General features: G+C 55.1%; 15 protein-coding genes and 1 pseudogene. 13 read left to right on the top strand and 3 right to left on the bottom strand.

All coding sequences use genetic code 11. The annotated features are described in order from the left end of the window. Nucleotides 1–121: 121 nt before the first annotated feature. The 8 genes from AC0YOA_RS12230 to AC0YOA_RS12195 all read left to right on the top strand — a co-directional run bounded on the left by AC0YOA_RS12230 (nt 122) and on the right by AC0YOA_RS12195 (nt 17,291). Complete coding sequence (locus tag AC0YOA_RS12230; RefSeq protein WP_475787377.1) at nt 122–1,573, top strand: MDR family MFS transporter; 1,452 nt, start codon at nt 122–124, stop codon at nt 1,571–1,573. Nucleotides 1,574–2,283: 710 nt separating this feature from the next. Beyond that, a complete protein-coding gene (locus AC0YOA_RS12225; RefSeq protein ID WP_475771926.1) occupies nt 2,284–4,017 on the top strand; it encodes a glycoside hydrolase family protein in 1,734 nt (577 codons plus the stop codon). After that, entirely contained in the window at nt 4,011–5,549 is a 1,539-nt protein-coding gene (locus AC0YOA_RS12220; RefSeq protein WP_475786794.1) for a four-carbon acid sugar kinase family protein, read from the top strand. Before AC0YOA_RS12225 ends, AC0YOA_RS12220 begins: the two co-directional genes overlap by 7 nt. Nucleotides 5,550–5,644: 95 nt before the next feature. Further along, complete coding sequence (locus tag AC0YOA_RS12215; RefSeq protein WP_475787376.1) at nt 5,645–6,298, top strand: aspartate/glutamate racemase family protein; 654 nt, start codon at nt 5,645–5,647, stop codon at nt 6,296–6,298. Further along, nucleotides 6,295–9,483 carry a glycoside hydrolase family 2 TIM barrel-domain containing protein gene (locus AC0YOA_RS12210; protein WP_475786793.1) on the top strand — a complete coding sequence of 1,063 codons (3,189 nt, stop codon included), beginning with the start codon at nt 6,295–6,297 and terminating at the stop codon, nt 9,481–9,483. Before AC0YOA_RS12215 ends, AC0YOA_RS12210 begins: the two co-directional genes overlap by 4 nt. Nucleotides 9,484–9,518: 35 nt before the next feature. Beyond that, nucleotides 9,519–11,567 carry a beta-galactosidase gene (locus AC0YOA_RS12205; RefSeq protein ID WP_475786792.1) on the top strand — a complete coding sequence of 683 codons (2,049 nt, stop codon included), beginning with the start codon at nt 9,519–9,521 and terminating at the stop codon, nt 11,565–11,567. 41 nt (nt 11,568–11,608) lie between these two features. Then, the gene (locus AC0YOA_RS12200; protein WP_475786791.1) at nt 11,609–14,218 is read left to right on the top strand and encodes a glycoside hydrolase family 95 protein; all 2,610 of its coding nucleotides are present in this window, start codon (nt 11,609–11,611) and stop codon (nt 14,216–14,218) included. Between the two features lie 274 nt (nt 14,219–14,492). Then, nucleotides 14,493–17,291 carry an alpha-L-rhamnosidase gene (locus tag AC0YOA_RS12195; RefSeq protein WP_475786790.1) on the top strand — a complete coding sequence of 933 codons (2,799 nt, stop codon included), beginning with the start codon at nt 14,493–14,495 and terminating at the stop codon, nt 17,289–17,291. 226 nt (nt 17,292–17,517) lie between these two features. Here AC0YOA_RS12195 and AC0YOA_RS12190 read toward each other — a convergent pair whose 3' ends face one another. Further along, a complete protein-coding gene (locus AC0YOA_RS12190) occupies nt 17,518–18,165 on the bottom strand; it encodes a hypothetical protein (protein WP_475786789.1) in 648 nt (215 codons plus the stop codon). Nucleotides 18,166–18,477: 312 nt separating this feature from the next. Here AC0YOA_RS12190 and AC0YOA_RS12185 point away from each other — a divergent pair, with 312 nt between their 5' ends. Both AC0YOA_RS12185 and fosB read left to right on the top strand, forming a co-directional pair. After that, nucleotides 18,478–19,239: a GNAT family N-acetyltransferase gene (locus AC0YOA_RS12185; RefSeq protein ID WP_475786788.1), complete on the top strand. Its 762-nt coding sequence runs from the start codon at nt 18,478–18,480 to the stop codon at nt 19,237–19,239. A 55-nt stretch (nt 19,240–19,294) separates the two neighbouring features. Beyond that, entirely contained in the window at nt 19,295–19,723 is a 429-nt protein-coding gene (gene fosB / locus AC0YOA_RS12180) for a metallothiol transferase FosB (RefSeq protein ID WP_475786787.1), read from the top strand. A gap of 86 nt (nt 19,724–19,809) precedes the next feature. On the opposite strand, the gene AC0YOA_RS12175 is transcribed toward fosB, so the two are convergent. Continuing rightward, nucleotides 19,810–20,265: a GNAT family N-acetyltransferase gene (locus AC0YOA_RS12175; protein ID WP_475786786.1), complete on the bottom strand. Its 456-nt coding sequence runs from the start codon at nt 20,263–20,265 to the stop codon at nt 19,810–19,812. Between the two features lie 62 nt (nt 20,266–20,327). Then, a complete protein-coding gene (locus AC0YOA_RS12170) occupies nt 20,328–20,486 on the bottom strand; it encodes a hypothetical protein (RefSeq protein ID WP_475786785.1) in 159 nt (52 codons plus the stop codon). Nucleotides 20,487–20,750: 264 nt separating this feature from the next. Here AC0YOA_RS12170 and AC0YOA_RS12165 point away from each other — a divergent pair. The 3 genes and pseudogenes from AC0YOA_RS12165 (at nt 20,751) to AC0YOA_RS12155 (ending at nt 22,909) form a co-directional block, all read left to right on the top strand. Then, a pseudogene (locus AC0YOA_RS12165) lies at nt 20,751–21,080 on the top strand (DUF6262 family protein). Nucleotides 21,081–21,165: 85 nt separating this feature from the next. Beyond that, nucleotides 21,166–21,612: a MarR family transcriptional regulator gene (locus AC0YOA_RS12160; protein WP_475786784.1), complete on the top strand. Its 447-nt coding sequence runs from the start codon at nt 21,166–21,168 to the stop codon at nt 21,610–21,612. A 70-nt stretch (nt 21,613–21,682) separates the two neighbouring features. Next, a complete protein-coding gene (locus AC0YOA_RS12155) occupies nt 21,683–22,909 on the top strand; it encodes an epoxide hydrolase family protein (RefSeq protein ID WP_475786783.1) in 1,227 nt (408 codons plus the stop codon). The last annotated feature ends 975 nt before the right edge of the window (nt 22,910–23,884 follow it).

Genomic DNA, 23,884 nt, shown 5'->3' with positions numbered 1-23,884 from the left:
TAAAACTTTATCAAATTAGCCCGGGGGCGGTTGTTGAGTAAATAATGGAGAGGTTATAATATTAAGGATTGGGTTGGATAGATGTATATATAGAGGAGGAACTGTATTGAACTCGTCAGGTTTGGAGTCAAAACCGGCTTCCGTGGATCTGAGCGGAATCAGGAGGGGGCCGATTATTACCGCCCTCATTATCGGTGCGTTTGTGGCGATTTTGAACGAGACGCTGCTCAGCAACGCCCTTCCCGATCTGATGCGGGAATTCGGCATTGAGCTGTCAACCATTCAATGGCTGTCCACGGCTTATATGCTCGTAATCGGCGTGCTGGTACCGGTTACTGCGCTGCTGCAGCAGTGGTTTACGACCAGGCAGATGTTTCTGTCGGCGATGATTTTATTTCTTGTGGGTACCCTGGTTTGTTCGATATCGTCTACCTTCGGGGTGCTTCTGGTCGGGCGGGTTATTCAGGCGATGGGAACGGGCCTGCTGCTTCCGATTATGATGAATACGATTCTGGCGATCTATCCCCCGGATAAACGGGGAGGGGCGATGGGGCTCATGGGTCTTGTAATCATGTCAGCGCCCGCGATCGGACCGACACTGTCCGGGCTGATCATCGATTCTCTGGATTGGCGCTGGCTGTTCTATCTCGTCCTTCCATTGACGGCTTTCTCCATCGTGTTCGCTGGGGTGTATTTGAAGAATGTATCGGATATAACCAAGCCCAAGGTGGATATTCTCTCCATTATTATCTCCACCATCGGCTTCGGCGGACTTGTGTATGGCTTCAGTAAAGCGGGCGGGGGCTCATGGTCCGATCCTGAAGTCTACTGGACGATCATTATCGGATGTGTTGCGCTCGCGCTGTTCGTCTGGCGTCAGCTGACCATGAAGGAACCGCTGCTGGATTTGCGGGCTTTCAAATTTCCCATGTTTTCATTGGTTGTCGTCCTGCTGCTTGTGCTGATGATGACGATGTTCTCCACGCTGACGCTGCTGCCGCAGTTCCTGCAAAGCGTCCTATTAATGTCTGCCTTGACATCGGGGCTTGTCATGATGCCGGGAAGTATTCTCAATGGCATCATGGCGCCGGTCTCCGGAGTCCTGTTTGATAAATACGGACCAAGATTGCTTGTTGTGCCGGGTCTTGTGCTTGTTGTCGCGTCTCTGGCGCTGTTTATGGGCATCCACATGGGTACCTCGACAGGCTATATTATTTTGAGTCATATTATTATGCTGGTCGGCATTTCACTTGTGATGATGCCTGCACAGACAACGGGTCTCAACCAGCTGCCGCGCCACCTCTACCCTCACGGAACGGCAATTCTCAACACGCTGCAGCAGGTTGCCGGGGCTGTCGGTACGGCCTTATTTATCAGCATTCTGGCATCGGGAACGAAGAAGTATCTGAGCTCTCATGATGCGACCGCACCGGACGCAGCCGCTCTAGGTCTGGTTGCGGGTCTGCAGAATGCCTTTCTGATCGGCTTAATAGTCGCCGTAATCGCATTAGTCCTGGGGTTCTTCCTCAAGCGCACGAAAGCGCCGGAGGAAGAACAACAGCAAGCGGCTTGACGAAGAAGAAGACTATGGCCGCCAATATGGGGCAGCCGGCTTCCAGGCCGGCGTGAGCGGGACAGCGGTCCGCTTTCAGACGGTCCGCCCATATTTCCGCAAGACGAGCGCCCCGGGTTCATGAGCCCGGGGCGCTTTGTCTTATTGTCCATTCCAACGCGGTAGAGGCGGAGCTTCAAGAGCTGCCCTTCGGCATCTGCACTGTCCGTTGGCTTCCGAGGCGCTGCTGGCGGTACGTGCGGGCTACCAAACCTATACCGGGCGAGACCGAAATTTCCGGCTCGCCCGGTATGGCGAATAACCTTCAGTCCCGCGTTACAGCTGGGAATGGAGGTTTTTCTTTTACAGATAAGAGGATTAAAACGGAGACCGACAATGCCAAACTTGGACATTGGGGGCAGCCTTCTTTATCCTTCAGGAATCGTGGTTCCTCCATTTGTGGATAAGTTGTGTATAAAATGGGGATAAGTTGCTTGATTTCTCTATTGATGGCGGCAGAGTATGCTGCCGGGATTCCCCGTGTTGCTCCCCGGCTGGGACAGGCTCGTCCCTGATACCGTATTGCCTTCCCAATCCTGAACGCGAAGCATTCGCCGTATCGTTAAGAATGAGCATAAAAACCTTAATTTTGATCTATTTTTTTATGCTGCGGGTTGCGTTACGATTAAAATGTAATCGCTATCATCAAAAATGCGGAAGGGGCATGCGGGATGAGTCAACAAAGCCAACACCAAATACCGGACACGCTGCTGCTGGAAGAGCGGGCCAGGCATGTATTGAACGCCATTATCGGAATGGCGGATGAAGATTATAACTATATTCCGTTCTTTAATGCGGATTTTGTGTCCAAACCGGCTTTTATGACCCATGGCGACTGGGACTACGGCTCCAGCCACGGGCGTCTGATCGACTCGGTTACGCTTGCGCGGCATATGACCGGAGAGATGTTCGGCGAGGACGTGGAGCGTCATTATAAAGAAAATCTGCTCAGCTTCTTCAAGGAGGACGGGCTCAGCTACCGTCAGGTCAATAGGCAGGGGAACTGGGGAGAAGCGGCCAATCTGATCGACCAGCGGGCTGTCATTCTGTCCTTGACGACATGGTATATGGCGACAGGCGATCCAGCGGTGAAGGAAGCCGCGGACAAGCATGTTGCCGCATTGAAACGGATTGCCGTCAAGGAGAAGGATGTCTGGTACTACCCGGCATCCGAGCACCTGGAAACCGGCTGGCCTTCGAGAAATGCGGTGCAGATCCGTCTTGCGCCGGACCCGGCTTCATTCTGCGGGCGGCTGATGATGCCCTTGCTGAAGTACCACGAGGTAACCGGAAATCCGGACGCCCTTGAGCTATGTGAATATTTCACGGCCTTAATCATTAAGCGCAGCGGCGTCTATAACGAGGACGGAAGCTTCAACTCTTCGCTGGCCTACCGCAGCGGGCATTTTCATACCCGAATCGGAACGCTTGACGCGCTGGCGCGCTTCGGCCGTTATACCGGGGATGCTTCGATCATCGCTTTTGTGAAGAAGAGCTACGATTGGGCCTTGACCAAATGCACACGCTTCGGATGGACGCCTGGCGATATGCAGGAGCAGGCCTATGAGCATGAAACCTGCTCGCTGGTTGATTTGATTTCCACCGGCATTACGCTTGCGCACTGCGGCTACACCCATTACTGGGGAGTGGTGGAACGGTTCATCCGCAATCATCTGACGGAATCCCAGCTGCTTGACCTCGATTGGGTGGAGGAAGCGGACAACAAGGATGGCGACATACTTGGGAAAAAGACTTTCTACAAAGTCGCGCAGCGCACGCGCGGCGCGTTCGCCGGCTATTCGGCGCCCAACGATTTCTGCTGCGACGTCAATCACGGCCGGGGCCACACCAGCGATTTGCAGCTGTGCTGCATCGGATCGGGCACAAGAGGATTGTTCATGGGCTGGAGCAATATTATTACCGAGGATAAAGGCACCGTACGGGTCAATCTGCTGCTCAGCCGCGGGTCCCGTCTCCTTGATGTGAGCAGCTATCTTCCCCATGAAGGCAGGCTCGAGCTTAAGATTCATCAGGATATCGCCAATCTGGAAGTGCGGATTCCCGAATGGGCCGGCTACAACCAGGTGAAGGCGGAGTGGTCCGGAAGCGGGGAGGGGCGCATTACAGCAGGCAATCAGCCGGGGGTCTGGATCAAGGATTGCTTCTTCCGTCTGGGCAGGGCAAGCGCGGGGGATACCATAGTCATCACTTTCCCGCTCAGCCGCTATCGCACGACCGAGCACGCTGTAGGCCAGCAGTTCGAGGTGCAGTGGCAGGGAGACGATGTCATCCATATTTCGCCGGAGGGCAGCTACCACCCGCTGTATAATCACCGGAAAATCCATGACAAGGCCCCGATGCGGGAAGGCGACTACCGCCGGCCGGACACCGAATTGGTATGGTAAGTCCTGCGCGGGAGAAAGCGGTCAGGCTGGCCTATTACGGCGATGATTTTACCGGCTCGACCGACGCGCTGGAAGCGCTGACGCTGGCGGGATTGCGGACGGTGCTGTTTCTTGATCTTCCGACGCGTGAGATGCTGGACCAGGAGTTTGCAGACATTGAGGCATTCGGCATTGCCGGCACCGCGCGTGCGCTCACTCCGGAGCAGATGGAGGCGGAGCTGCCGGACATATTCCGCTTTATGGCGGAATCTGGTGCCGCTGTCTGCCATTACAAGACCTGCTCGACCTTCGATTCCTCTCCCGGAATCGGCAGTATCGGCAAAGCGGTGGAGTTGGCGCGCCGGACCTTCTCCGCCCAGCGGTATGTGCCGCTTGTCGTCGGCGTTCCGGCATTGAAGCGGTATACCGTCTTCGGCCAGCATTTTGCCGCGGTGCATGCCATCAAGCACCGGCTGGACCGTCATCCCGTAATGTCCCGTCATCCGGTGACGCCGATGGATGAAGCCGATCTGCTCCGGCATCTCGCCGCGCAGACAACGGCGCGCAGCGCGCTCGTGGATATTCTGGAGCAAGGCGATTCTGCGGATGCCCTGGAGGAGGCTGTCGAAAAGAAGCTGGAAGAGCACCCGGAGATAATTTTGTTCGATGTGCTGGATCAGGAGCGTCTGGCCCGGGTCGGCGGGCTGATGTGGAAGGAAGCCGCCCGCGGACCGCTGTTTGCGGCTGGCTCGTCCGGCGTGGAATATGCGCTGTCCGCCTATTGGCAGGCTTCGGGAACGGCATACGGGGAGAAAGCCCCCTCTGCCGGGTCGGCAGGCGGCTTCGTCCCCCATCAAGCGCTGCAATGTACGTCGGGCGCGAAGTCTGCCGGAGCGGCGGGAGCGGCGCCTGTTGGAGCGGCGGGAGCGGCGCCTGTTGGAGCGGTCGACGGGACGTCCGCTGGACTTGCGGAACCGGTGGCCCCTGAAACGGCGGAACCGATCCTCGTTGTCTCCGGCAGCTGCTCGTCGATGACGCAAATGCAGATCGATTATGCGCTGGCATCCGGCTTTGCCGGCATCAGGATCGATCCGGGAGAATGGATAGACGGCAGCGGAAGCGGGGCGGCATCCTCGCGCATCACGTCAGAGGCGCTCCGTCTCCTGCGTCAGGGAACGAGCGTGATCATCTATTCCGCCAAAGGCCCCGGCGATGCCAGTATCGCCCGGACGAAATCCGGCCTGCATGCCGCCGGCAGAAACAGCCGGGATACCGGAACGATGATCGGCGAGGCGCTGGGACGCATCTGCCGCGCCGTCATGATGGGGAAGCGGCTGCGGCGTATCGCGGTGGCGGGAGGGGATACATCCGGCTATGTAATGAAGCAGCTCGACATCTGCGCGTTGGAAATGACGGGGCAGATCACTCCGGGCGTGCCGCTCTGCCGGACCTATTCCCATAACCCTCCATTCGCCGGATTGGAGCTGGCCTTGAAGGGCGGCCAGATGGGCGGCGAGGATTTCTTCGTCAAGGTCAGGAATGGGCGGGAATAACGGGAGTTGAATCGTATGAACCGGTACCAAATCATGCGGAATGCATGTCGTCCGCTGACCGTGAAGGACTTAAGGGAGGGACTATTTTGAAAACAGTGGTGGCGGTATATACCGGTCAGGGATTGGCCGAGCCGATGAAACGAATCTATGAGGAGCAGTTGCCGGGGTGCAGAGTCGTGACCATCGTTGATGACAGTCTGATCTACGATGTCGTCCAGGCGGGAGGAGTAACGCCTGCGGTCACCCGGCGGCTGATTCAATATTACCAGAACGGAGCGGAGATGGGCGCTGACGTCATTTTCAATACCTGCTCGTCCGTGGGGGAGGTGGCCGATCTCGCCCGCAGCATGATCGACGTGCCGATCGTCAAGATCGATGACGCGATGACGCTTGAAGCGGCGGCGAAGTATGAACGGATCGGCGTGCTCGCCACGCTGCCGACGACGCTTGAGCCGACGAAGCGGCTGATCCGCAGGCAGGCGGAGCTTCTGGGCAGAGACGTTGCCATTATCGACGGTCTGGCGGCTGGCGCTTATGGCGCGCTGGTGAGCGGAGAGCCGGAGCGGCATGATGCCATTCTGCTGGATACCGCAAGAAGGGTGGCCGGACAGGCGGACGTCCTGGTGCTGGCGCAGGGCTCGATGGCGCGGATGGAGAAGGAGCTTGGCGCAATCGGCATTCCGGTGCTGTCTAGCCCGCTGCGCGGCGTACTTGCGGTTAAGAAGCTTCTGGAGGTGCCAAAGCCATGACAACTGAACCGGCAGCGGCAAACAGGCAGCCCGACTGGTCCAATCTGAATGTCCTGGAACGAAATACGGTCGCTCCGCACGGCGATCTGCTTCCCTATGCCGACTGGGAGTCGGCGCTTGAGCCTGACCGCGGGACAACGCCGTATGTGCGGCTGCTTAACGGGAATTGGCAGTTCCGTTATGCGAAATCGCCGCAGGCCGCGCCGGAAGGCTTCGAGGCCGACGGCTATGACGCGGCGGGATGGGATACGATTCCCGTGCCGGGCAACTGGCAGCTGCATGGATACGGACGCCCTCACTACAGCAGCTGCCCCTACCCGTTTCCGGTCGATCCACCGCATGTGCCGCAGGAAAATCCCGTCGGCTGCTACCGCACGGGATTTATACGGCCGGACGGCTGGGACGGGCGGCGCATCCATCTGGTGTTCGAAGGCGTGGATTCCGCTTTTCACCTATGGGTGAACGGGGAGGAAGCCGGCTACAGCCAGGGGAGCCATCTGCACTCCGAATTCGATATCACGGATATGCTCCGTCAGGGGGAGAATGCGCTTGCGGTGCGCGTCTATCAATGGTCGGACGGCAGCTATCTGGAAAGTCAGGACAAGTGGCGGATGAGCGGGATTTTCCGCGACGTTTACCTGATGGCGCTGCCGGCTGTGCGCGTCTCGGACGTTTATGTGCAGACCCGGTTCGACGACCGTTACGAAGATGCCGTACTGGATATCCGTATCGATGCGGAGAACATAACCGGCGTTTCCGCCGACGGCTATGAACTGAGGGCAACCTTGCTTGATGCGGGCCGCGGGGTGGTTTTTGACCGAAGCACTCCCCTGCCGCTGACCTCTTCCGGAGGCGGCCAGTGCCGGTTCCATATCGAGGAGACCGTGAAGTCGCCGCTGCAGTGGACGGCAGAGACGCCGAATCTGTATACGCTGCTGCTCACGCTGTATGACGGGGGGAACCTTCTGCAGGAAGTGAAGCGGATTGCCGTTGGCTTCCGGGATGTGCAGACCAGGGACGGCCGTCTGCTCGTCAACGGGAGGTCCGTTATTATTAAGGGCGTTAACCGCAATGAATTCGATCCCCGGCTCGGGTTCGTTACGACATGGGAAGCGATGGTGCAGGACATTGCGCTGATGAAGCGCCACAACATTAATACCGTCCGCTTGTCCCATTACCCCAACGACCGGCGGTGGCTGGATCTGTGCGACCGCTACGGCATGTATGCGATTGACGAAACGGATCTGGAGACGCACGGCATCCGCTTCATCGAGAATACGGCCTATAAGGAATCGAGCGCCGCTGAATTCTTTGCCGGCGAGAGCTGGCTGTCGAAGCAGCCGGAGTGGCGGGAGGCGTATGTGCAGCGGGCCAGACGGATGGTGGAGAAGGACAAGAACCATCCGTCAGTCATCATCTGGTCGCTGGGCAATGAGTCTGGCTATGGGCCGAACCACGATGCGATGGCCGAATGGGTCAGGCAGGCCGATCCCACCCGGCCGATTCACTATGAACGGGCTTATGAAGCGCCGATGGTGGATATCGTAAGCTCCATGTATCCTGCCGTGGAGACGATCATCAAGGAAGGGCAAAAAAGCGACAATCGCCCTTTTCTGATGTGCGAGTTCGGTCACGCCATGGGCAATGCCGTCGGCAATATGCAGGAATATTGGGAGGCCATTTACGCCTATCCGCGCCTGATCGGAGGTCTGATCTGGGAATGGCAGGACCATGGGATCGTCCGGCAGACGGAATCCGGCGGGGAGTGGACCGCCTACGGCGGAGATTTCGGAGAGGAGCCGCACAGCGGGCATTTCTGCATCGACGGTCTGGTCTTTCCGGACCGCGAGCTGAAGGCGTCGATTCTGGAGTACAAGAAGGCGATCGAGCCTGTGAAAGTCAAAGCCGCCGACGCGGGGTCCGGTCAATTTAAGGTGATTAACCGTTACGACTTTCTGACCCTGGAGCATCTGCACGGTCAGTGGCAGCTGATGCGCGACGGCGAAATAATGGAACAGGGCTCGCTGCCTGTTCTCAAAACAGCGGCAGGAGAGGAAGAGGACGTATCCGTGCCACTGAGCCCGCCGTCCATGGCGGCAGACGGCGAATACTGGCTGCATATCCGTTTCTCGCTTGCGGACAATACGGTGTGGGCGGAACCAGGTCATGAGGTGGCCTGGGCCGATCTGCCGATCGGAACAGTGAGCGCGGCCAAGTCAGATCATTCCCGGTATGCGGCGGCAGCGACGGACCAGGAGGCACGGCCGACAGCCGCACCGCCGCTGCGCCTGACATCGTCGGATCAAGCGGTGTCGGTGCAGGGGGCGGATTTCTCCCTCGTTTTCAACAAGCTGACAGGCGGATTGGATTCCTGGACCTTCCGAAATATGCCGCTGCTGCTGTCGGGACCCAGGATCAATCTGTGGCGCGCGCCGATTGACAACGACGTCAATCTCGCGAAGGCGTGGCGCAAAGCGGGCTACGACAGGCTTGTCACGATGTTCAGGAATATGACGGTGGAGACGACCGGCGGGCATACCGTTCGCATTGTGACGGATGCCGCGGCCGGGGCGAGAGGGGAGTTAGTCGCCTTTCGTACGCGCATGGTTTATACGATCCACGGCAGTGGCGACCTGCAGATCGAAGCGTCGATCAATCCGCGGGAGGGGCTTCCGCCACTGCCGCGCTTCGGCCTGGAGCTTGCCATGCCGGCCGGATTCGGGCAGTTCTCGTGGTTCGGAAGAGGCCCGCATGAATGCTATTCCGACCGCAAGGAGAGCGGCAAGCTTGGTGTTTACAGCGGAACGGTAGAGGAGCAGTACGTACCTTACATCAAGCCGCAGGAGAACGGCAACAAATCCGATGTCCGCTGGTCCGCCGTCACGGACAGGAGCGGCACGGGACTGCTGTTCGCCGGCGGTATGCTGTTCGATACGAGCGTGCATCATTATTCGACCGGGGATCTCACCATGACGAAGCATCGGCATAAGCTGACCCGTCTGGATGAGACGATCGTAAAGCTGGACGCGGCGCAAAGCGGAATCGGCAATCACAGCTGCGGGTATGCGCCGACTCTGGAGCAGTACTTGATCAGACCGGAGCCTATGGCGTTCAAGCTCCGTCTGAAGCCTTTCTCCATGAATGAGTCGTCTCCCATGCGGCTGAGCAGGACAGAGCCCGTCTAAAGAGGGCAATCTCCAGATAAGGATGTGAGCTGCGTTTGTTCAAGGGCAAAATAAACAAAATCCTCTATGGCGGGGATTATAACCCCGAGCAGTGGCCCAGGGAAGTATGGGATGAGGATATGCGGCTGTTCAAGCTGGCCGGTGTCGATATCGCTACGGTGAATGTCTTCTCCTGGGCGCTCAATCAGCCGGATGAGGAAACGTATTGCTTCGATTGGCTCGATGACGTGATGGATATGCTTCACCGCAATGGCGTATGGGCATGCCTGGCTACAGGCACGGCCGCCCATCCCGCCTGGATGGCCAAGCGCTACCCGGACGTGCTGCTGGTCGATTTTGAAGGCAGGAAGCGAAAATTCGGCAGACGCCACAATTCATGTCCGCACAGCCCCACTTACCGCCAATACTCCACGAGGATGGCGAGCAAGCTGGCCGAACGGTACAAGAATCATCCGGCGCTGCTGCTGTGGCATGTCAATAATGAATATGGGCTCCGCTGCTATTGCGACAACTGCGAGCAGGCGTTCCGCGTATGGCTCAAGCGGCGCTACGGCTCTCTTGATGCGCTGAACGCCGCATGGAATACCCGTTTCTGGGGCCACACCTTCTATGACTGGGACGAAATCGTGCTTCCCAGCCTGCTGAGCGAGCATCTGAGCGCAAGGGATGTGGACCAAACGGCATTCCAGGGCATCTCGCTCGACTATGACCGATTCATGTCCGACAGCTTGCTGGGCACTTATCTGGATGAATATCATGCAATCAAAACGATCATTCCGGACGCGGTCGTGACAACGAATCTGCAGAGCAACGGGGCCTACAAGCCGCTGGATTATTTTAAATGGGCACCTCATCTGGATATCGCCGCGCTGGACTGCTACCCGGCGAACGATATGCCGATGAGCGTCGTGGCGATGCGGCATGATCTGATGCGCGGCTTGAAGAACGGCGATCCTTATCTGCTGATGGAGCAGAGCCCGAGCCAATTGAACTGGAAGCCGTACAACGCGCTTAAGCGTCCCGGTGTCATGAGGCTGTGGAGCTATCAGGCGATCGCGCGCGGCGCGGACAGCGTGATGTTCTTCCAGATGCGCCGCTCGGCCGGCGCGTTCGAGAAGTTCCATGGCGCGGTGATCGACCATGCGGGCCATGAGCATACGCGCGTCTTCCGCGAATGCGCGGAGCTGGGCGGCGAGCTGCAGGTGCTCGGCGGCAAGCTGCTGGGGGCCTGTGTGGAGGCCGGTGTGGCTCTCCTGTTCGATTGGGAAAACTGGTGGGCGCTTGAGCATTCCAGCGGTCCGAGCGCCGGATTGAAATATTTGAACGAAATGCAGAACTATTATGATGCGTTCTATGAACAGAACATTCAGGTCGATCTGGTCGGCATGGATGCGGACTTGAGCCGGTATGGGCTCGTCATTGCGCCGGTGCTGTATATGGTCAAGCCGGGTGTCGCGGACAAGCTGAAGCGGTACACAGAGGGAGGCGGAATCTTCGTCACGACCTTCTTCAGCGGCATTGTCGGGGAAAGCGATCTGGTTGCCGCAGGGGGTTATCCCGGGGAGCTGCGGGAGCTGCTCGGCTTATGGGTGGAGGAGATCGACGCCCTGTTCCCGGAGCATCGCAACCGGATCGTAATGAAAGAGCCGCTTGGCAGTCTCGGCGGAGAGTATGCATGCGGTCTCTTATGCGATCTGCTGCACCCGGAAGGAGCCGAGGTATTGGCCGAATACGGAGAAGAATTTTACCGGGGTATGCCTGTCCTGACCCGCAACCGGTTCGGGCAGGGAGAAGCCTGGTATGTGGCGAGCAGTCCGGATGCATCGTTCCTGCGGGATCTGGCGGGGAGCTTATGCGCGATGCGGGGAATCAAGCCGCTTCTGGAGGCGGCGGAGGGGATCGAGGTCAGCCGCAGGGTGAAGGATGGACGGGCATTTCTGTTCATTTTGAATCATAACGATGCCGCTGCCGCCGTTGATCTGGGCCCTCTGGAGCAAACTGAGCTGCTAAGCGGAACAACGATGAACGGCACAGTCGCGCTTCAGCCGAAGGATGTGCTGATTCTGGAAGGTCCGGCTCTGTAAGTACCCGAAAATGAGAGACTGATTAGGAGGCAATGGAACCGATGGACGCATTAAATTCGAAGCTCTGGTACCGCACGCCTGCGGGTGAGTGGGAAGAAGCGCTGCCGATCGGCAACGGTCGGCTCGGCGGCATGGTATATGGCGGCATCAAACGGGAACGCATCCAGCTTAATGAGGACACATTATGGTCCGGCCATCCGACCGACGGCAACAATGCCGAAGCTTCGCGCTATCTGGACGAGGCCCGGCGATTGATCTTTGAGGAGCGGTATGCCGATGCGCAAACGCTGATCGAGGAGCATATGCTCGGCCCATGGGGCGAATCGTACCAGGCGATGGGCCATCTGGAGATTGAGCTGGGACACGGCGTCCAGGTGGAGGCATACAGGCGGGAACTGGATTTGAAAGAAGCGGTCTGCCGCACCAGCTATGAATACAGCGGTGTCACTTACACCCGCGAAACCTTCGTGTCGGCCGACGATCAGGTTATGGTTGTGCGGCTTGAGGCGGATAAGCCGGGCAAGCTCAGCCTGGAGGCTTCGCTGAACAGTCCGCTGCCCTTCCGGGTGAGCAGGAGAAGCCAAGGCGGCATCCTGCTCGGAGGACAGGCCCCGGACCATGTGGAACCGAACTTCATCCAGGCGGATGAAGTGGTATTCGACCGCAGCGGCGAGGGGATGACTTTCGAAATTCATCTGCAGGCGCTGAACGAGGGCGGCAGGCTGGAGGTGCATGGCGGACGCATCTTCATCCGGGATGCCCATTGTGTCACGCTGCTGTTGACGGCGGATACGAGCTACAACGGCTTTGACAAGGACCCGGTAAAGGAGGGGCGGGACCCCGGCATCCGCTGCAGCCGGTGGCTGGACGCAGCTGCGCAGCTTTCCTATGCGGAGCTGCGCAGCCGCCACATCAGTGAGCACCGGCGTTATTACGACCGCGCCGACCTGACGCTGGATGCTCCCGGCCGGAGCGATCTGCCGACGGATGAGCGGATCAAGGCGCTCCGGGCGGGGGGAGCAGATGAGCAGCTGGCCGCCTTGTTCTTCCGCTACGGGCGGTATCTGCTGATTGCAAGCTCCCGTCCCGGCACGCAGGCAGCCACGCTTCAGGGGATCTGGAACCCGATGACGCGCCCGCCCTGGACCTGCAATTACACGGCGAATATCAATGTGCAGATGAACTACTGGCTGGCCGAAACCGGCAATCTCAGCGAATGCCACACACCGCTGTTCGATATGATCGGGGAGCTCGCTGTGACGGGAGGCAGAACGGCGCAGGTCCACTATAATTGCGGGGGCTGGGCATCCAATCACGGCATCGATTTGTGGCGGTCGGCTGCCCCTTCCGGCGGTCCGACCAAGGGCTCAGCGAGCTGGGCGTTCTGGCCGATGGCCGGTCCCTGGCTTTGTCAGCATCTTTGGGAGCATTACAGGTTCGGCGGGGACCTTGCTTTTCTGGAGGATCATGCTTATCCCCTTATGAAGGGCGCGGCCCGCTTCTGTCTGGATTGGCTTGTCGAGGACGGCGGAGGACATCTGGTGAGCAGCCCGTCCACCTCGCCGGAAAATTCCTTCATTGGTCCGGACGGCCGCAAGTCGGCGGTAAGCATGAGCTCGACGATGGATCGTTCGCTGATCCGGGAGCTGTTCACGAACTGCATCGAGGCCAGCATTGCGCTGGATACCGACGAAGCCTTCCGCGAGTTGCTGAAGGAGGCCTGCGGCAGGCTTCATCCGCTGCGAATCGGCCGTCACGGTCAGCTCCAGGAATGGCTGGAGGATTTCGAGGAAGCGGAGCCGGGGCATCGCCATACAGCCCACCTGTATGGGCTTCATCCGGGAAGCGAGATTACGCCGAGCAGCCGGCCGGAGCTGGCGGAAGCCTGCCGCGTCGCCCTGGAGCGCCGCGCGGTTTATGAAGGGGAAGATACGATCGGCTGGTGCTTCGCCTGGCTGATTAATCAATATGCCCGTCTGGAGGACGGAGAGAAAGCGCACGGCTATCTGGTCAAGCTGCTGAAGAACCCGTTTCCCAATCTGCTCAACGCCCACCGTCATCCGAAGCTGAGCTGGTATCCCACCACGCTGGAGGCCAATTACGGCGCGGCGGCCGGCATTGCCGAGCTGCTGCTGCAAAGCCATGACGGCAGCATCGATCTGCTTCCCGCGCTTCCGAAGGCATGGCCGGCAGGCCGGATCACCGGAATTCGCGCACGCGGTGGCTTCGAACTGGACATCGAATGGGCCGATGGCCGCTTGACCCGGGCAGCCGTCCGTTCACGCTCCGGCGGAGAATGCCGCATCCGGGCGAATATGCCGCTCAGGCTGGCGGGAGCAGGACCGGCGGATGAATCGGGAGGACCTGACTGGTCAGAAGCTGCGGAATCAGGACAGCCCGCAGAGTCCGGGCAGTTTGTGGAGTCGGAACGCACCGTATTGTCAGAACAGTACACAGAGTCCGGACAGTCCGCGGAGTCGGGGCACATAGCAGTGACTGGACAGCCCGCAGAGCCTGGGAAATTCTCGGAGTCGGGACGCACCGTACTGTCCGGTCAATATGCGGAATCGCAGCAGCCATGGGGCCGTACGGGGGCCCTCCTTGTTTTCAATACCCGGGCCGGCGAATCCTATGAAATTATGCCCGGCTAGAAGAAGGTAGGTCTGCGGATTCTTATGCAGGAGGAACGACCGCTCGATTGGAGGTCAAAATCGCTGAAGCTGAGTACCGGATCGCTGGTTAGTTCGTGAATAAGCCGGGCGTGGAAACCACAAACCACCGGTAAGAAACATGATCCGGGAGCATTCCTATCAGGAGTAACGCTTCAATGTGGGCCATGCTTCCGGAACTATCAGTTGCTGCGGCTCGTGGACGCCGCCAGGGAAGCTCTGAAACGAAACGAATGACAGGGGAAGGAACGGTTCAATGAATATCGTGGGATTAAAGGTTGAAGGCAGGGAGCATCCGCTTGGCGTCGATAATTTGACACCAGGCTTCGGGTGGTCTTACAGGAGCCAGGGAGAGCGTTCTGTGATTCAGTCGGCCTACCGGTTACGCGTCTATAAGATTCAGGAGCAGGAAGAAGCCGAGGTCTGGGATTCGGGCAGGCAGCCCGGCCGCCGACATACCTGTATTGCGTATTCGGGAGCTCCGCTGGAATCCGCGACACGGTACTATTGGCGGGTAAATGTGTGGGACCGGGAGGGCAACCTGTGGGAGAGCGCCCTCTCCTGGTGGGAAACCGGCCTGCTTCACGCGCATGACTGGAAGGCCCGCTGGATCGGAGCGCCTGAGGGGATGACGGCACCAGATTCTCCGCTGCCTCTGCTGCGGCGGGAATTCTCCGTCCGCAAGCCGCTGAGAAGGGCAAGGGCTTATGTAAGCGGACTTGGCCATTACGAGCTGCGGCTGAACGGTGCGAAGATTGGCGACCGCGAGCTGGAGCCGGGCTGGACGCATTACGACAGAACCTGCTTGTATTCGGTATACGATATTACCGACCAGCTCGCCGTAGGCGTCAATGCGGCGGGGATGATGCTGGGCAATGGCTTCTACAACGTCAGCGGTGGACGTTACACGAAGTTCAAGAATTCGTTCGGCCTGCCCAAATGCCTCGTCCAGCTGGAGCTGTATTATACTGACGGCACGAACGCTACCGTGGCCAGCGACGGGAGCTGGAGCGCATGCGAGGGACCAATCACCTTCGCCTGCATATACGGGGGTGAAGATTACGACGCCCGCCGCGAGCAGCCGGGCTGGGATCGTCCCGGCTTCACCGCCGCCGAGCACAAGGGCTGGGCAGCGGCTGCGGAAACAGCTGCACCGCCCGGGACATTACGGGTACAGCAGGCGCAGCCGCTGAAGGTCAAGCGCCGTTTTCGGCCTGAGAAGGCGACGCAGACAGCGCCCGGCGTGTGGCTGATCGATCTGGGCCAGAATTTCTCCGGCTGGACCGAGATTGCCGTCTCCGGACCGGCCGGAGCAGAGATCATCTTGACGCCATGCGAACGTCTGGAGGGCAGCGGGCCGGATCAGCGGATGTCAGGAGCTCCTTACAGACTGACGTATACCCTGAAGGGGGAGGGCGTGGAAGTATGGCGGCCGCGTTTTACCTATTATGGGTTTCGTTATGTGCAGGTAGAGGGCGCAGAGCCGCTCCCGGACGTTCCCGAAGACACCGGCATTGTTACTGGCTTGGATGCTGTGGAGCCGGGCATGGATCAGGCATTGCGGCGCGGAGCGGCACTGGCATCGGGGAGGGCTGTGCTGCTTGGAATCGAGGGCCAGATGATATATCCGGATATCGCCGAAACGGGCAGCTTCGAATGTTCAGATCACATGATCAACCGGATTCACGAGATTATCAATTGGGCTGTTCTAAGCAATATGAAGAGCGTATTTACGGATTGTCCACACCGCGAGAAGCTGGGCTGGCTGGAACAGCTGCACCTGATGGGGCCGTCTATCATGTACAACTATGATGTGGAGACCATTTTCTCCAAGGTGATGGAGGATATTCGCGATGCGCAGCAGCCAAGCGGCATGATTCCGACCACCGCTCCCGAATATATCGTTTTTCAGCCGCCTTGGGATATGTTCAGAGATTCCGTCACCTGGGGGGCGGCTTATATTATCTCGAACTGGGATATGCTGCTTCAATACGGCAATCCGGGAAGCATGCGGACGCATTACCCCGGCATGAAGCGTTATGCCGAGTATATGGCTTCGAAAATGGTGGATGGCCTGATTATGCATGGTCTGGGCGATTGGTACGATGTCGGGGAGGACGGGCCGGGATTTGCCCAAAATACGCCGGTACCGCTTGTCGAGACGGCCATTTTCCACCAGATGGCTGCGATCCTGGAGGAGATGGCGGGCATATTGGATCAGCAGGAGGATGGCGCATATTTCCAAAAATTGAAGCTTGCGCTCGCGCAGGCATTCAATGCGGAATATTTTAATCCGGACACCGGTCATTATGCCGGCGGCAGCCAGACGGCGAATGCTCTGCCGCTTGTTCTCGGGCTGGCCGAAGCGGATAACCGCGAAGGGATACTGGGTGCTATTGTACGGGATATCGAGGAGAGGGGCTGGCATACCAATGCCGGGGATGTCGGCCACCGCTACGTGCTCAAGGCGCTGTCGGACAATGGGCGTTCCGATATTATCTACCGGATGACCAGGCAGACCGACCATCCGAGCTACGGCTATCAGATCGCGAACGGGGCGACGACGCTGACAGAGGCCTGGGACGGTCCGACGGTCGGCAAATCGCAGAACCATTTTATGCTCGGACATATTGAGGAATGGTTCTATCAAGGGCTGGCAGGAATCACGACCAGGTTCGACCACGAGGAGCAAGCGTTCCGGATCACGGTGAAGCCTGCCGTAGTGGGAGATTTGAGCCATGTCAACGGACTATGCTTTACGCCTGCCGGCCAGACTGCAGTACGGTGGGAACGCTGCGGAGAGAACGGGTTCCGGATGACCGTGGACATTCCCGTGAACACGGATGCGCTGGTCTATGTGCCGGCTGTTTTCGCCGAATCTGCCAGGGAGACGGGAAGGGGCGGAGATCCTGCTGCGCGGGAAGTTACGCAGATCAGCTACGAAGACGGATACGCATTGTATGCCGTCGGGTCGGGTACGTATATCTTCGAGAGCATCATAGCAGCGGCACAGCCGCATCGGATTGAACAAAGCGGGCATTCATTTAGCCCATAAAATATTAACCGTCTGGCCCAGCATATTCGTTGCAAGCCGCATTGGATGGAGAGCGTTTCCGCATCATGCGGGGACGCTTGTTTTTTGCCGGAAGACACCGATTTATTCGCTCCACTGGAATTCTTACAGCCGGAAACCAGCAATAGGTCGCACGACGGCGGCAGGCTTTATGTCATTTTTCATTAGTCCCAAGGAACGGTCTGCTTTCTCCTCATGTTGTTTGAGATCATTCATCTTCATATCGCAAAGTAAAAATCAGTGCCCATTCGAGTTTGCTTAACGATTCCGGGGAGAGATCCCCGGATTGTATTGCGTTGTTGCTCGATGCCTGCATGCCCCAAAGATGAACAGGTTCACCGGCAATGAATGTACGCGGTTCATTATTAAAGATTAATCCCCGTGCAGTCAACTGCTTCTCCCAGGGGATGGTATAGGTAACGAGGCCTGATCCGGAATCGTATATAGTACCGACTTTAATCGTGTTAAAATTATTCTGTCCCTCGATGGAAACGTTGTCGACTGAAATTATGACTTCGATCTCGCCGCTCTTTCGGGCATCCGAACTGAAGAACAAGTCACCGATAGAGCCGGCTGAAGCGGCTATCCTGCCATTTTTCCATATATCGATATCCAGTTTTGCATGTGGTTTATTTCCTTCATAGCGTAATTTAAATGCTCCGGACATGTAGCCCAGAAAGGGCTGAAATATTGCTCCGTCGCCCTTGAACAGATCAACAGGAGTCATTGTTATTTCAGCAGGTCCTGTGGGCCCGGGCGTTTCAGCTTCTACCCCTTGCGTACAGCCTGATATTGGCAACGTCAGTATGCATATGATCATAACGATGCAGAAAGCTTTAAATTTGCTGATCATCATTGAACCTACACTCCTTGGATAACGTCAGTTTAATTTACCACGGAGGGGTATCCCTTACAATGGTAAAATTGGAATTTGCAGTTCCTGGCCTCGTCCCAATAACCTGCTGAACGCCCGCTGTCGTATCCGCTACGAGCTGCTGTGTGGCAATAGAGCTTGCATGATTAATTTATGGTGTGTTCCATGACAAAATGGGAATAAAATTAAACCAATTGCATGGCACCAACTATGCATTCATCATTATTGAATTTACAATAAAAGCTATAGGCAACGAAGCTGCTATTGCGGAATTAAGATGAAAAGGGGTGCAATATGATCGCTTCCCACAGGGAATCAGCCATACAAACCATTCAAACTGTGCTGTCAGCAGATCTTTCTTGCAGCGAGTCTGATTTTCTTGCTGACGGGGTATCCGTTCACAAAGCTGAGATAAGAGAGGGAAGGTCTCGTTTTCCAATTCGCGAACATGTGTTAAACATTGTAACAATGGGCAGAGGGGTCGTTGTTTCATGTAATCCTGAACGATTAGAATGGGCAAGACAAAGTTTTATGCAGCTCGCACGCGGGCAGATCTTTTCCATGCAATCCATTGCCAAAATGGGTGATTATGTGCAAAAAGATCATCAGCATATAGCCGGACCTGTTCAGAAATATGTTTGTTCCATCGATGATTTTACAGGCTTTCATATTCCGCAGGGAATAACCGTTTCAACTTATGACCGCAACGACGTCACAAATCTCTACGAGCATCAGAATTTTAGAAATGCGCTCTCCTATCAAGCGGACAGCTCCCGTCCTGATATGCTGGCGTCGATTGCCGAGTGTGACGGAAAGATTGTAGGCATTGCCGGAGCGTCCGGGGATTGTGAGCGAATGTGGCAGATTGGTGTGGATGTCGTACCCGAATACCAAGGTCTGGGGATTGGCAAAGCCATTGTCGGCACCCTGACGAAGGCGATATTAAATGATGGTATACTACCCTATTATTCAACCGAGATTAGCAATCTCCAGTCCAGTCAGCTGGCAGTTAGTTTAGGTTACTGGCCAGCCTGGATTCACTTATATGCCCGGTAACAAACAAACATCATGATAGTGACTCCAACGAATACGAAGTGCGAAGGAGCGGACAATGTTGAAAATAGGAAGCATGAATCATTTGCTTTTTTCTGTTGCCGATTTAGAGCAATCCATTCCATTTTATAAGGATGTATTTGGTGCAAAGTTATTGGTCAAAGGCAGCAAGCTGGCTTATTTTGATTTGAACGGACTATGGTTGGCATTAAATGTGGAGGACGATATTCCGCGAAATGAAATCCAGTACTCCTATACACATGTAGCTTTTAGCGTGGAAAGCGAAGATTTTGATGCCGTGGTAAAAAAACTTGAAGATCTGGGTGTAAATATTCTCGCAGGCCGTAAACGGGAGGAGAGGGATAAAAGGTCAGTTTATTTCACTGACCCTGATGGGCATAAATTTGAATTCCATACGGGAACGCTGCACGACAGGCTTTCTTATTACAAAAACGATAAATCGCACATGATTTTTTATGAGGAATAAACCTGGACTCCCTGCAGCAGACAGATTTAAGAATAATCGGATTGCAGGAGCAACTCGATCACCACTGAGATTGCTCCACTTGGCACTTATAATTCCTTTGTCATAAATACACTGTTCGGGTCTTCTATGTAATCCGAGAATGGCTCGCAATATTGAAATCCCAAACTTTCATAGAGTCTTCTGGCCGGGTCGAAAGCATCCATTGAGCCCGTTTCCAGACTTAGCCGCTGATAGCCGCGCTGCCTGGCTACTTCCATGATGTGTTCAAGGATTCTCCTTGCCACACCCTTTCTCAGATGCGCCGCAGAGGTCCGCATTGATTTTATCTCTCCATGCCGGCCATCCAGCTCCTTAAGCGCCCCGCAGCCAAGCAATTCGTTGTCTTCCCATGCGCTCCAGAAGGTGATTTCCGGTTTCTTCAATCCTTCAAGATTCAGGGCATGAATGCTCTCCGGCGGGGAATGAAGCGTCATACTCTGAAGATGCTCCCCGATTAATGCAGCCACTTCGTACCCGGTTAGGTCATCTGGTTTAATCTCCATAAAAATCACTCCGCAGTCTCTATGATTTATTTGACAGGTAAATCGCTGCAAGCTCCATAACGCTAACGCTCTTCGGAAGACGGATTGATGGGGCGGTAGACCGTCCAGCCCATGCCCTGATGGCGAGAGCTTTGGCTGCTGTCCGGCTCCCTATGGCCGCAGCCGGCAATGGCTGCCATGACGGTTATTATGGCTAAACCCATGAATATTCTTCGTTTCATAGTATCCACCTCAAATAAATTATCCCACAGATTTGAACGGTAAAGCAACAGAAATGCCGCTCTACTGCCCGTTCCTGGCAGACGCCTGATGCCCCCAAGCATTAATGGACTTGCAGTATCCTTACATCCCAGCGATCTTTTTCCCATTCTTTACGGGTGTCTGTTAATTGCAAGAACTTTGAAAGAAACAATCGCAAATAGCCCGCCAAATGTGTTTTTCGTGTAACCTCGGCACGAAATGCATGTTTTTGAATCTGAGCCCATCTGAAGAGCATCCATGCCCAACGGAAGGCAAGCACCTTAGAGAAGGTAGATCAGGCGATTTCACGCCGCTTACGAGTCAACAAGAGCATCAATTTCAATAGCGTATCAGAAGAATTCGGTGTCTCGAAAGCGAGTTTATATAACCATTCAGATATCCGCCAGAGGATCGAATACTTACGCTGTCAATAATCACAAGCACCTACTCCGAAGCAAATAAAGCGTGAGATGAACGATGCGAATAAGGATGTACTCGTCGAAACGTTAAAACGCAAAATCAAAGCACTGGGTGACACAAGTAGAGAACATGATTTCGTTGAAATGGGGGCGTGAACCCAACGTCTTTAAGCTGGTTTGGAGTCTTGGCGCACTGAATTCATATTAGAAACTTATATAAGTTTGTGATATATTTTTATTCATGGAACCTAAAAATAACCTGACTGAGTTGAACGTTAGCGACTTCGCTATGGTGTTCGAGGATTTAACGAGGATTTTCATTCGGTTGCCGTCAATTGAAAAACTAAGCTTCACTACACTTTCCGTCCTGCACACGTTGTCCCTCAAGAGTCCCATGCGGCTTACTGAGTTGACAGTTAATGAGCAAGTTACGCAGTCGGCAATCACACAGTTGGTGACCCGACTTGAACGAGACGGGCTCGTCGAGCGCCGACCAGATCCAAATGATGGCCGAGTCGTTCAAGTGCATATTACCGCGCTGGGGGCAAATGTTATTGATTCGCGTCGTTTGAATCGCATGACGCAGCTCTCGAAATTCAGTGAAGGGCTCACTCAGGAGGAAAAACGGGCAATTGCATCCGCAATTCCCGCATTGAGGCGTCTGGTCGAACTGGGAACCGATTCGTAGTCTCAGTCGCGGTTGCATTTCCGTTGTTCATACCCGGGTGACGGACGAAACAATACTAGGAGGAACACTTATGACAACAGCTCCTTTCGTGCTTGAACCGAGTCCGATCTACGTATCGGATGAGTTACTTGCTGATCTTCAAAATCGTTTAAAGTCCACCAGATGGCCTCTCGATGCCGGTAATGATGACTGGTTTTACGGTGTTAGTCTGAACTACCTTGAGAAACTCGTCGACTACTGGATTAACGAGTTTGACTGGCGCAAATCCGAGAAGGCGATCAACGCCTACGAACACTATAAAGTAAATGTTGACGGAGTTCCTGTGCACTTTATGCGTAAACCTGGCGTGGGGCCTAAACCTGTACCATTGATCCTGTCCCATGGCTGGCCATGGACGTTCTGGCATTGGTCCAAGGTCATTGATCCACTAGCGGACCCTGGAGCATTCGGGGGCGATCCGGCTGAAGCATTCGACGTAATCGTGCCCTCACTTCCTGGCTTTGGATTCTCGACGCCACTGCCAAACAACCCAGACATGAACTTTTGGAAAATTGCCGATCTCTGGCATACGCTCATGACCGATACTCTCGGCTATGCGAAATACGCGGCAGGGGGATGCGATGTAGGTGCTCTCGTGACCGGTCAACTGGGACACAAATATAGTGACGAGCTCTACGCAATACATATCGGGTCTGCGCTAAAGCTGAATTTTTTTAACGGGGATCGCGCCTGGGATTTTGCCGGAGGCCGTCCTCTGCCTGATAATATCCCTGAGAGTATTCGATCTAAGATAATGGAATTTGATCGCCGCTTTGCATCGCATCTCGCCGTACACGTTCTTGATCCCAGCACACTCGCATTCGGACTGTGCGACTCGCCAGTTGGAATGCTTGCATGGATCTTGGAACGATGGGTGAAGTGGAGTGACAATAAAGGCAACGTCGAGAATGTCTTTACTAAGGACGACATCCTTACACACGCAACAATTTTCTGGGTAAACAATGCCATCGAAACCTCGATGCGCGTCTATGCGAACAATAACCGATATCCATGGACACCCGATCATAGTCGCTCGCCTGTCATTGAGGCACCAACCGGTATAACCTTTGTGGGCTACGAAAATCCGCCGGGTATCACAACCGAAAATCGCGTACCGAATTTTCTCGACAGCGATCGCGCTCCTTGGTACAACCACGTCAATATTTCCGCTCACGAACAGGGAGGACACTTCATCCCTTGGGAAATTCCAGACAAGTGGGTTGAGGATTTGCGCCGAACCTTCCGAGGACGTCGATAAGAGATTCAACAGATCAAGCTTTCAATAAAGGATTGCGGTTCTTTGGTCGTTTGCTATTGAACTAACCGCGAACGATAGTTAATCATAAAGGGTTCCACATATTAGTCATGCATAATATGTGGAACCCTTTATTTTATTTGATTTTCTTATGATTAGGTTTGATAATTTTCAATAAAGTACTAGGTTAGGAAAATAAAGTTGTAGACTGATCGTAGTCAGGGGGCATCAGTTCAACGCCATTGGCACACTTCGAGGACACTGGGACCAGCTGCGCGGGGAAGCAGAAGCGTGCGCTCATGGTTGTTCTTCCCGAAGGCACCGGTTCGGCGCGATCGGCGCACGCACTAGTAATTTCATTGCTGTCCTGAGAGACGTTGTATTGTGTACTTTATCCGTTTGTATATTACAGCTCTAAAACTCTGCTTGACTTAATTTCATTCACTGTAGACGCTCCGGATACGTAGCTGGGGCTGGTCGGCTGCCATTGTGTTTAATTTAAAGGCAACGATCCCCTTAAATTGAATAACTCGACAAATATTGGTCATCGGTATAAGTCACTGTTTATCCTTAAATAGAAATTTTCAACTGTATAGCAGTTTTATTAATTAATAAAAACTTGCGTGTTATTTGAGGAATTGCTTTTTATGATTTTTGACGTAATTGATGGTAATCGCAAAGTATACAATAGCTACGACATTTACTATAACTTCCAAATAGGCTGGAAAGTTATACCACGGTAAAATAAATAGCCAAACAACTACCAAAATTGCTGTAATTACGTATAAGAATTTAAATTTATCAGTCATTTCTATTTTCTCCTTTAATTTTAAATCATTAGATATATTGTTCTGTAAGCCTTATTGGCCAAAACCAATATTCCAATCCTCATAATGGTCTATCGGCTACATTCACCGGATGAAGCCGGGAGTAGTAAGAACGTCCGATGAAAAGTCCCCCAATGACAAAAATGATAGA

It is taken from the genome of Paenibacillus sp. JT22N12, from assembly GCF_056269365.1.
Note: the sequence above shows the minus strand (reverse complement) of the source record. Positions and strands in the feature narration are given on the sequence as shown.

Bases quoted from the DNA above. Each gene is read 5' to 3' on its own strand.
- AC0YOA_RS12175 (WP_475786786.1), bottom strand. From the start codon at position 20,265: ATGGAGATTAAACCAGATGACCTAACCGGGTACGAAGTGGCTGCATTA.
- AC0YOA_RS12160 (WP_475786784.1), top strand. From the start codon at position 21,166: ATGGAACCTAAAAATAACCTGACTGAGTTGAACGTTAGCGACTTCGCT.
- AC0YOA_RS12185 (WP_475786788.1), top strand. From the start codon at position 18,478: ATGATCGCTTCCCACAGGGAATCAGCCATACAAACCATTCAAACTGTG.
- AC0YOA_RS12195 (WP_475786790.1), top strand. From the start codon at position 14,493: ATGAATATCGTGGGATTAAAGGTTGAAGGCAGGGAGCATCCGCTTGGC.
- AC0YOA_RS12220 (WP_475786794.1), top strand. From the start codon at position 4,011: ATGGTAAGTCCTGCGCGGGAGAAAGCGGTCAGGCTGGCCTATTACGGC.
- AC0YOA_RS12170 (WP_475786785.1), bottom strand. From the start codon at position 20,486: ATGAAACGAAGAATATTCATGGGTTTAGCCATAATAACCGTCATGGCA.
- AC0YOA_RS12155 (WP_475786783.1), top strand. From the start codon at position 21,683: ATGACAACAGCTCCTTTCGTGCTTGAACCGAGTCCGATCTACGTATCG.
- AC0YOA_RS12190 (WP_475786789.1), bottom strand. From the start codon at position 18,165: ATGATGATCAGCAAATTTAAAGCTTTCTGCATCGTTATGATCATATGC.
- AC0YOA_RS12225 (WP_475771926.1), top strand. From the start codon at position 2,284: ATGAGTCAACAAAGCCAACACCAAATACCGGACACGCTGCTGCTGGAA.
- AC0YOA_RS12200 (WP_475786791.1), top strand. From the start codon at position 11,609: ATGGACGCATTAAATTCGAAGCTCTGGTACCGCACGCCTGCGGGTGAG.
- fosB (WP_475786787.1), top strand. From the start codon at position 19,295: ATGTTGAAAATAGGAAGCATGAATCATTTGCTTTTTTCTGTTGCCGAT.
- AC0YOA_RS12210 (WP_475786793.1), top strand. From the start codon at position 6,295: ATGACAACTGAACCGGCAGCGGCAAACAGGCAGCCCGACTGGTCCAAT.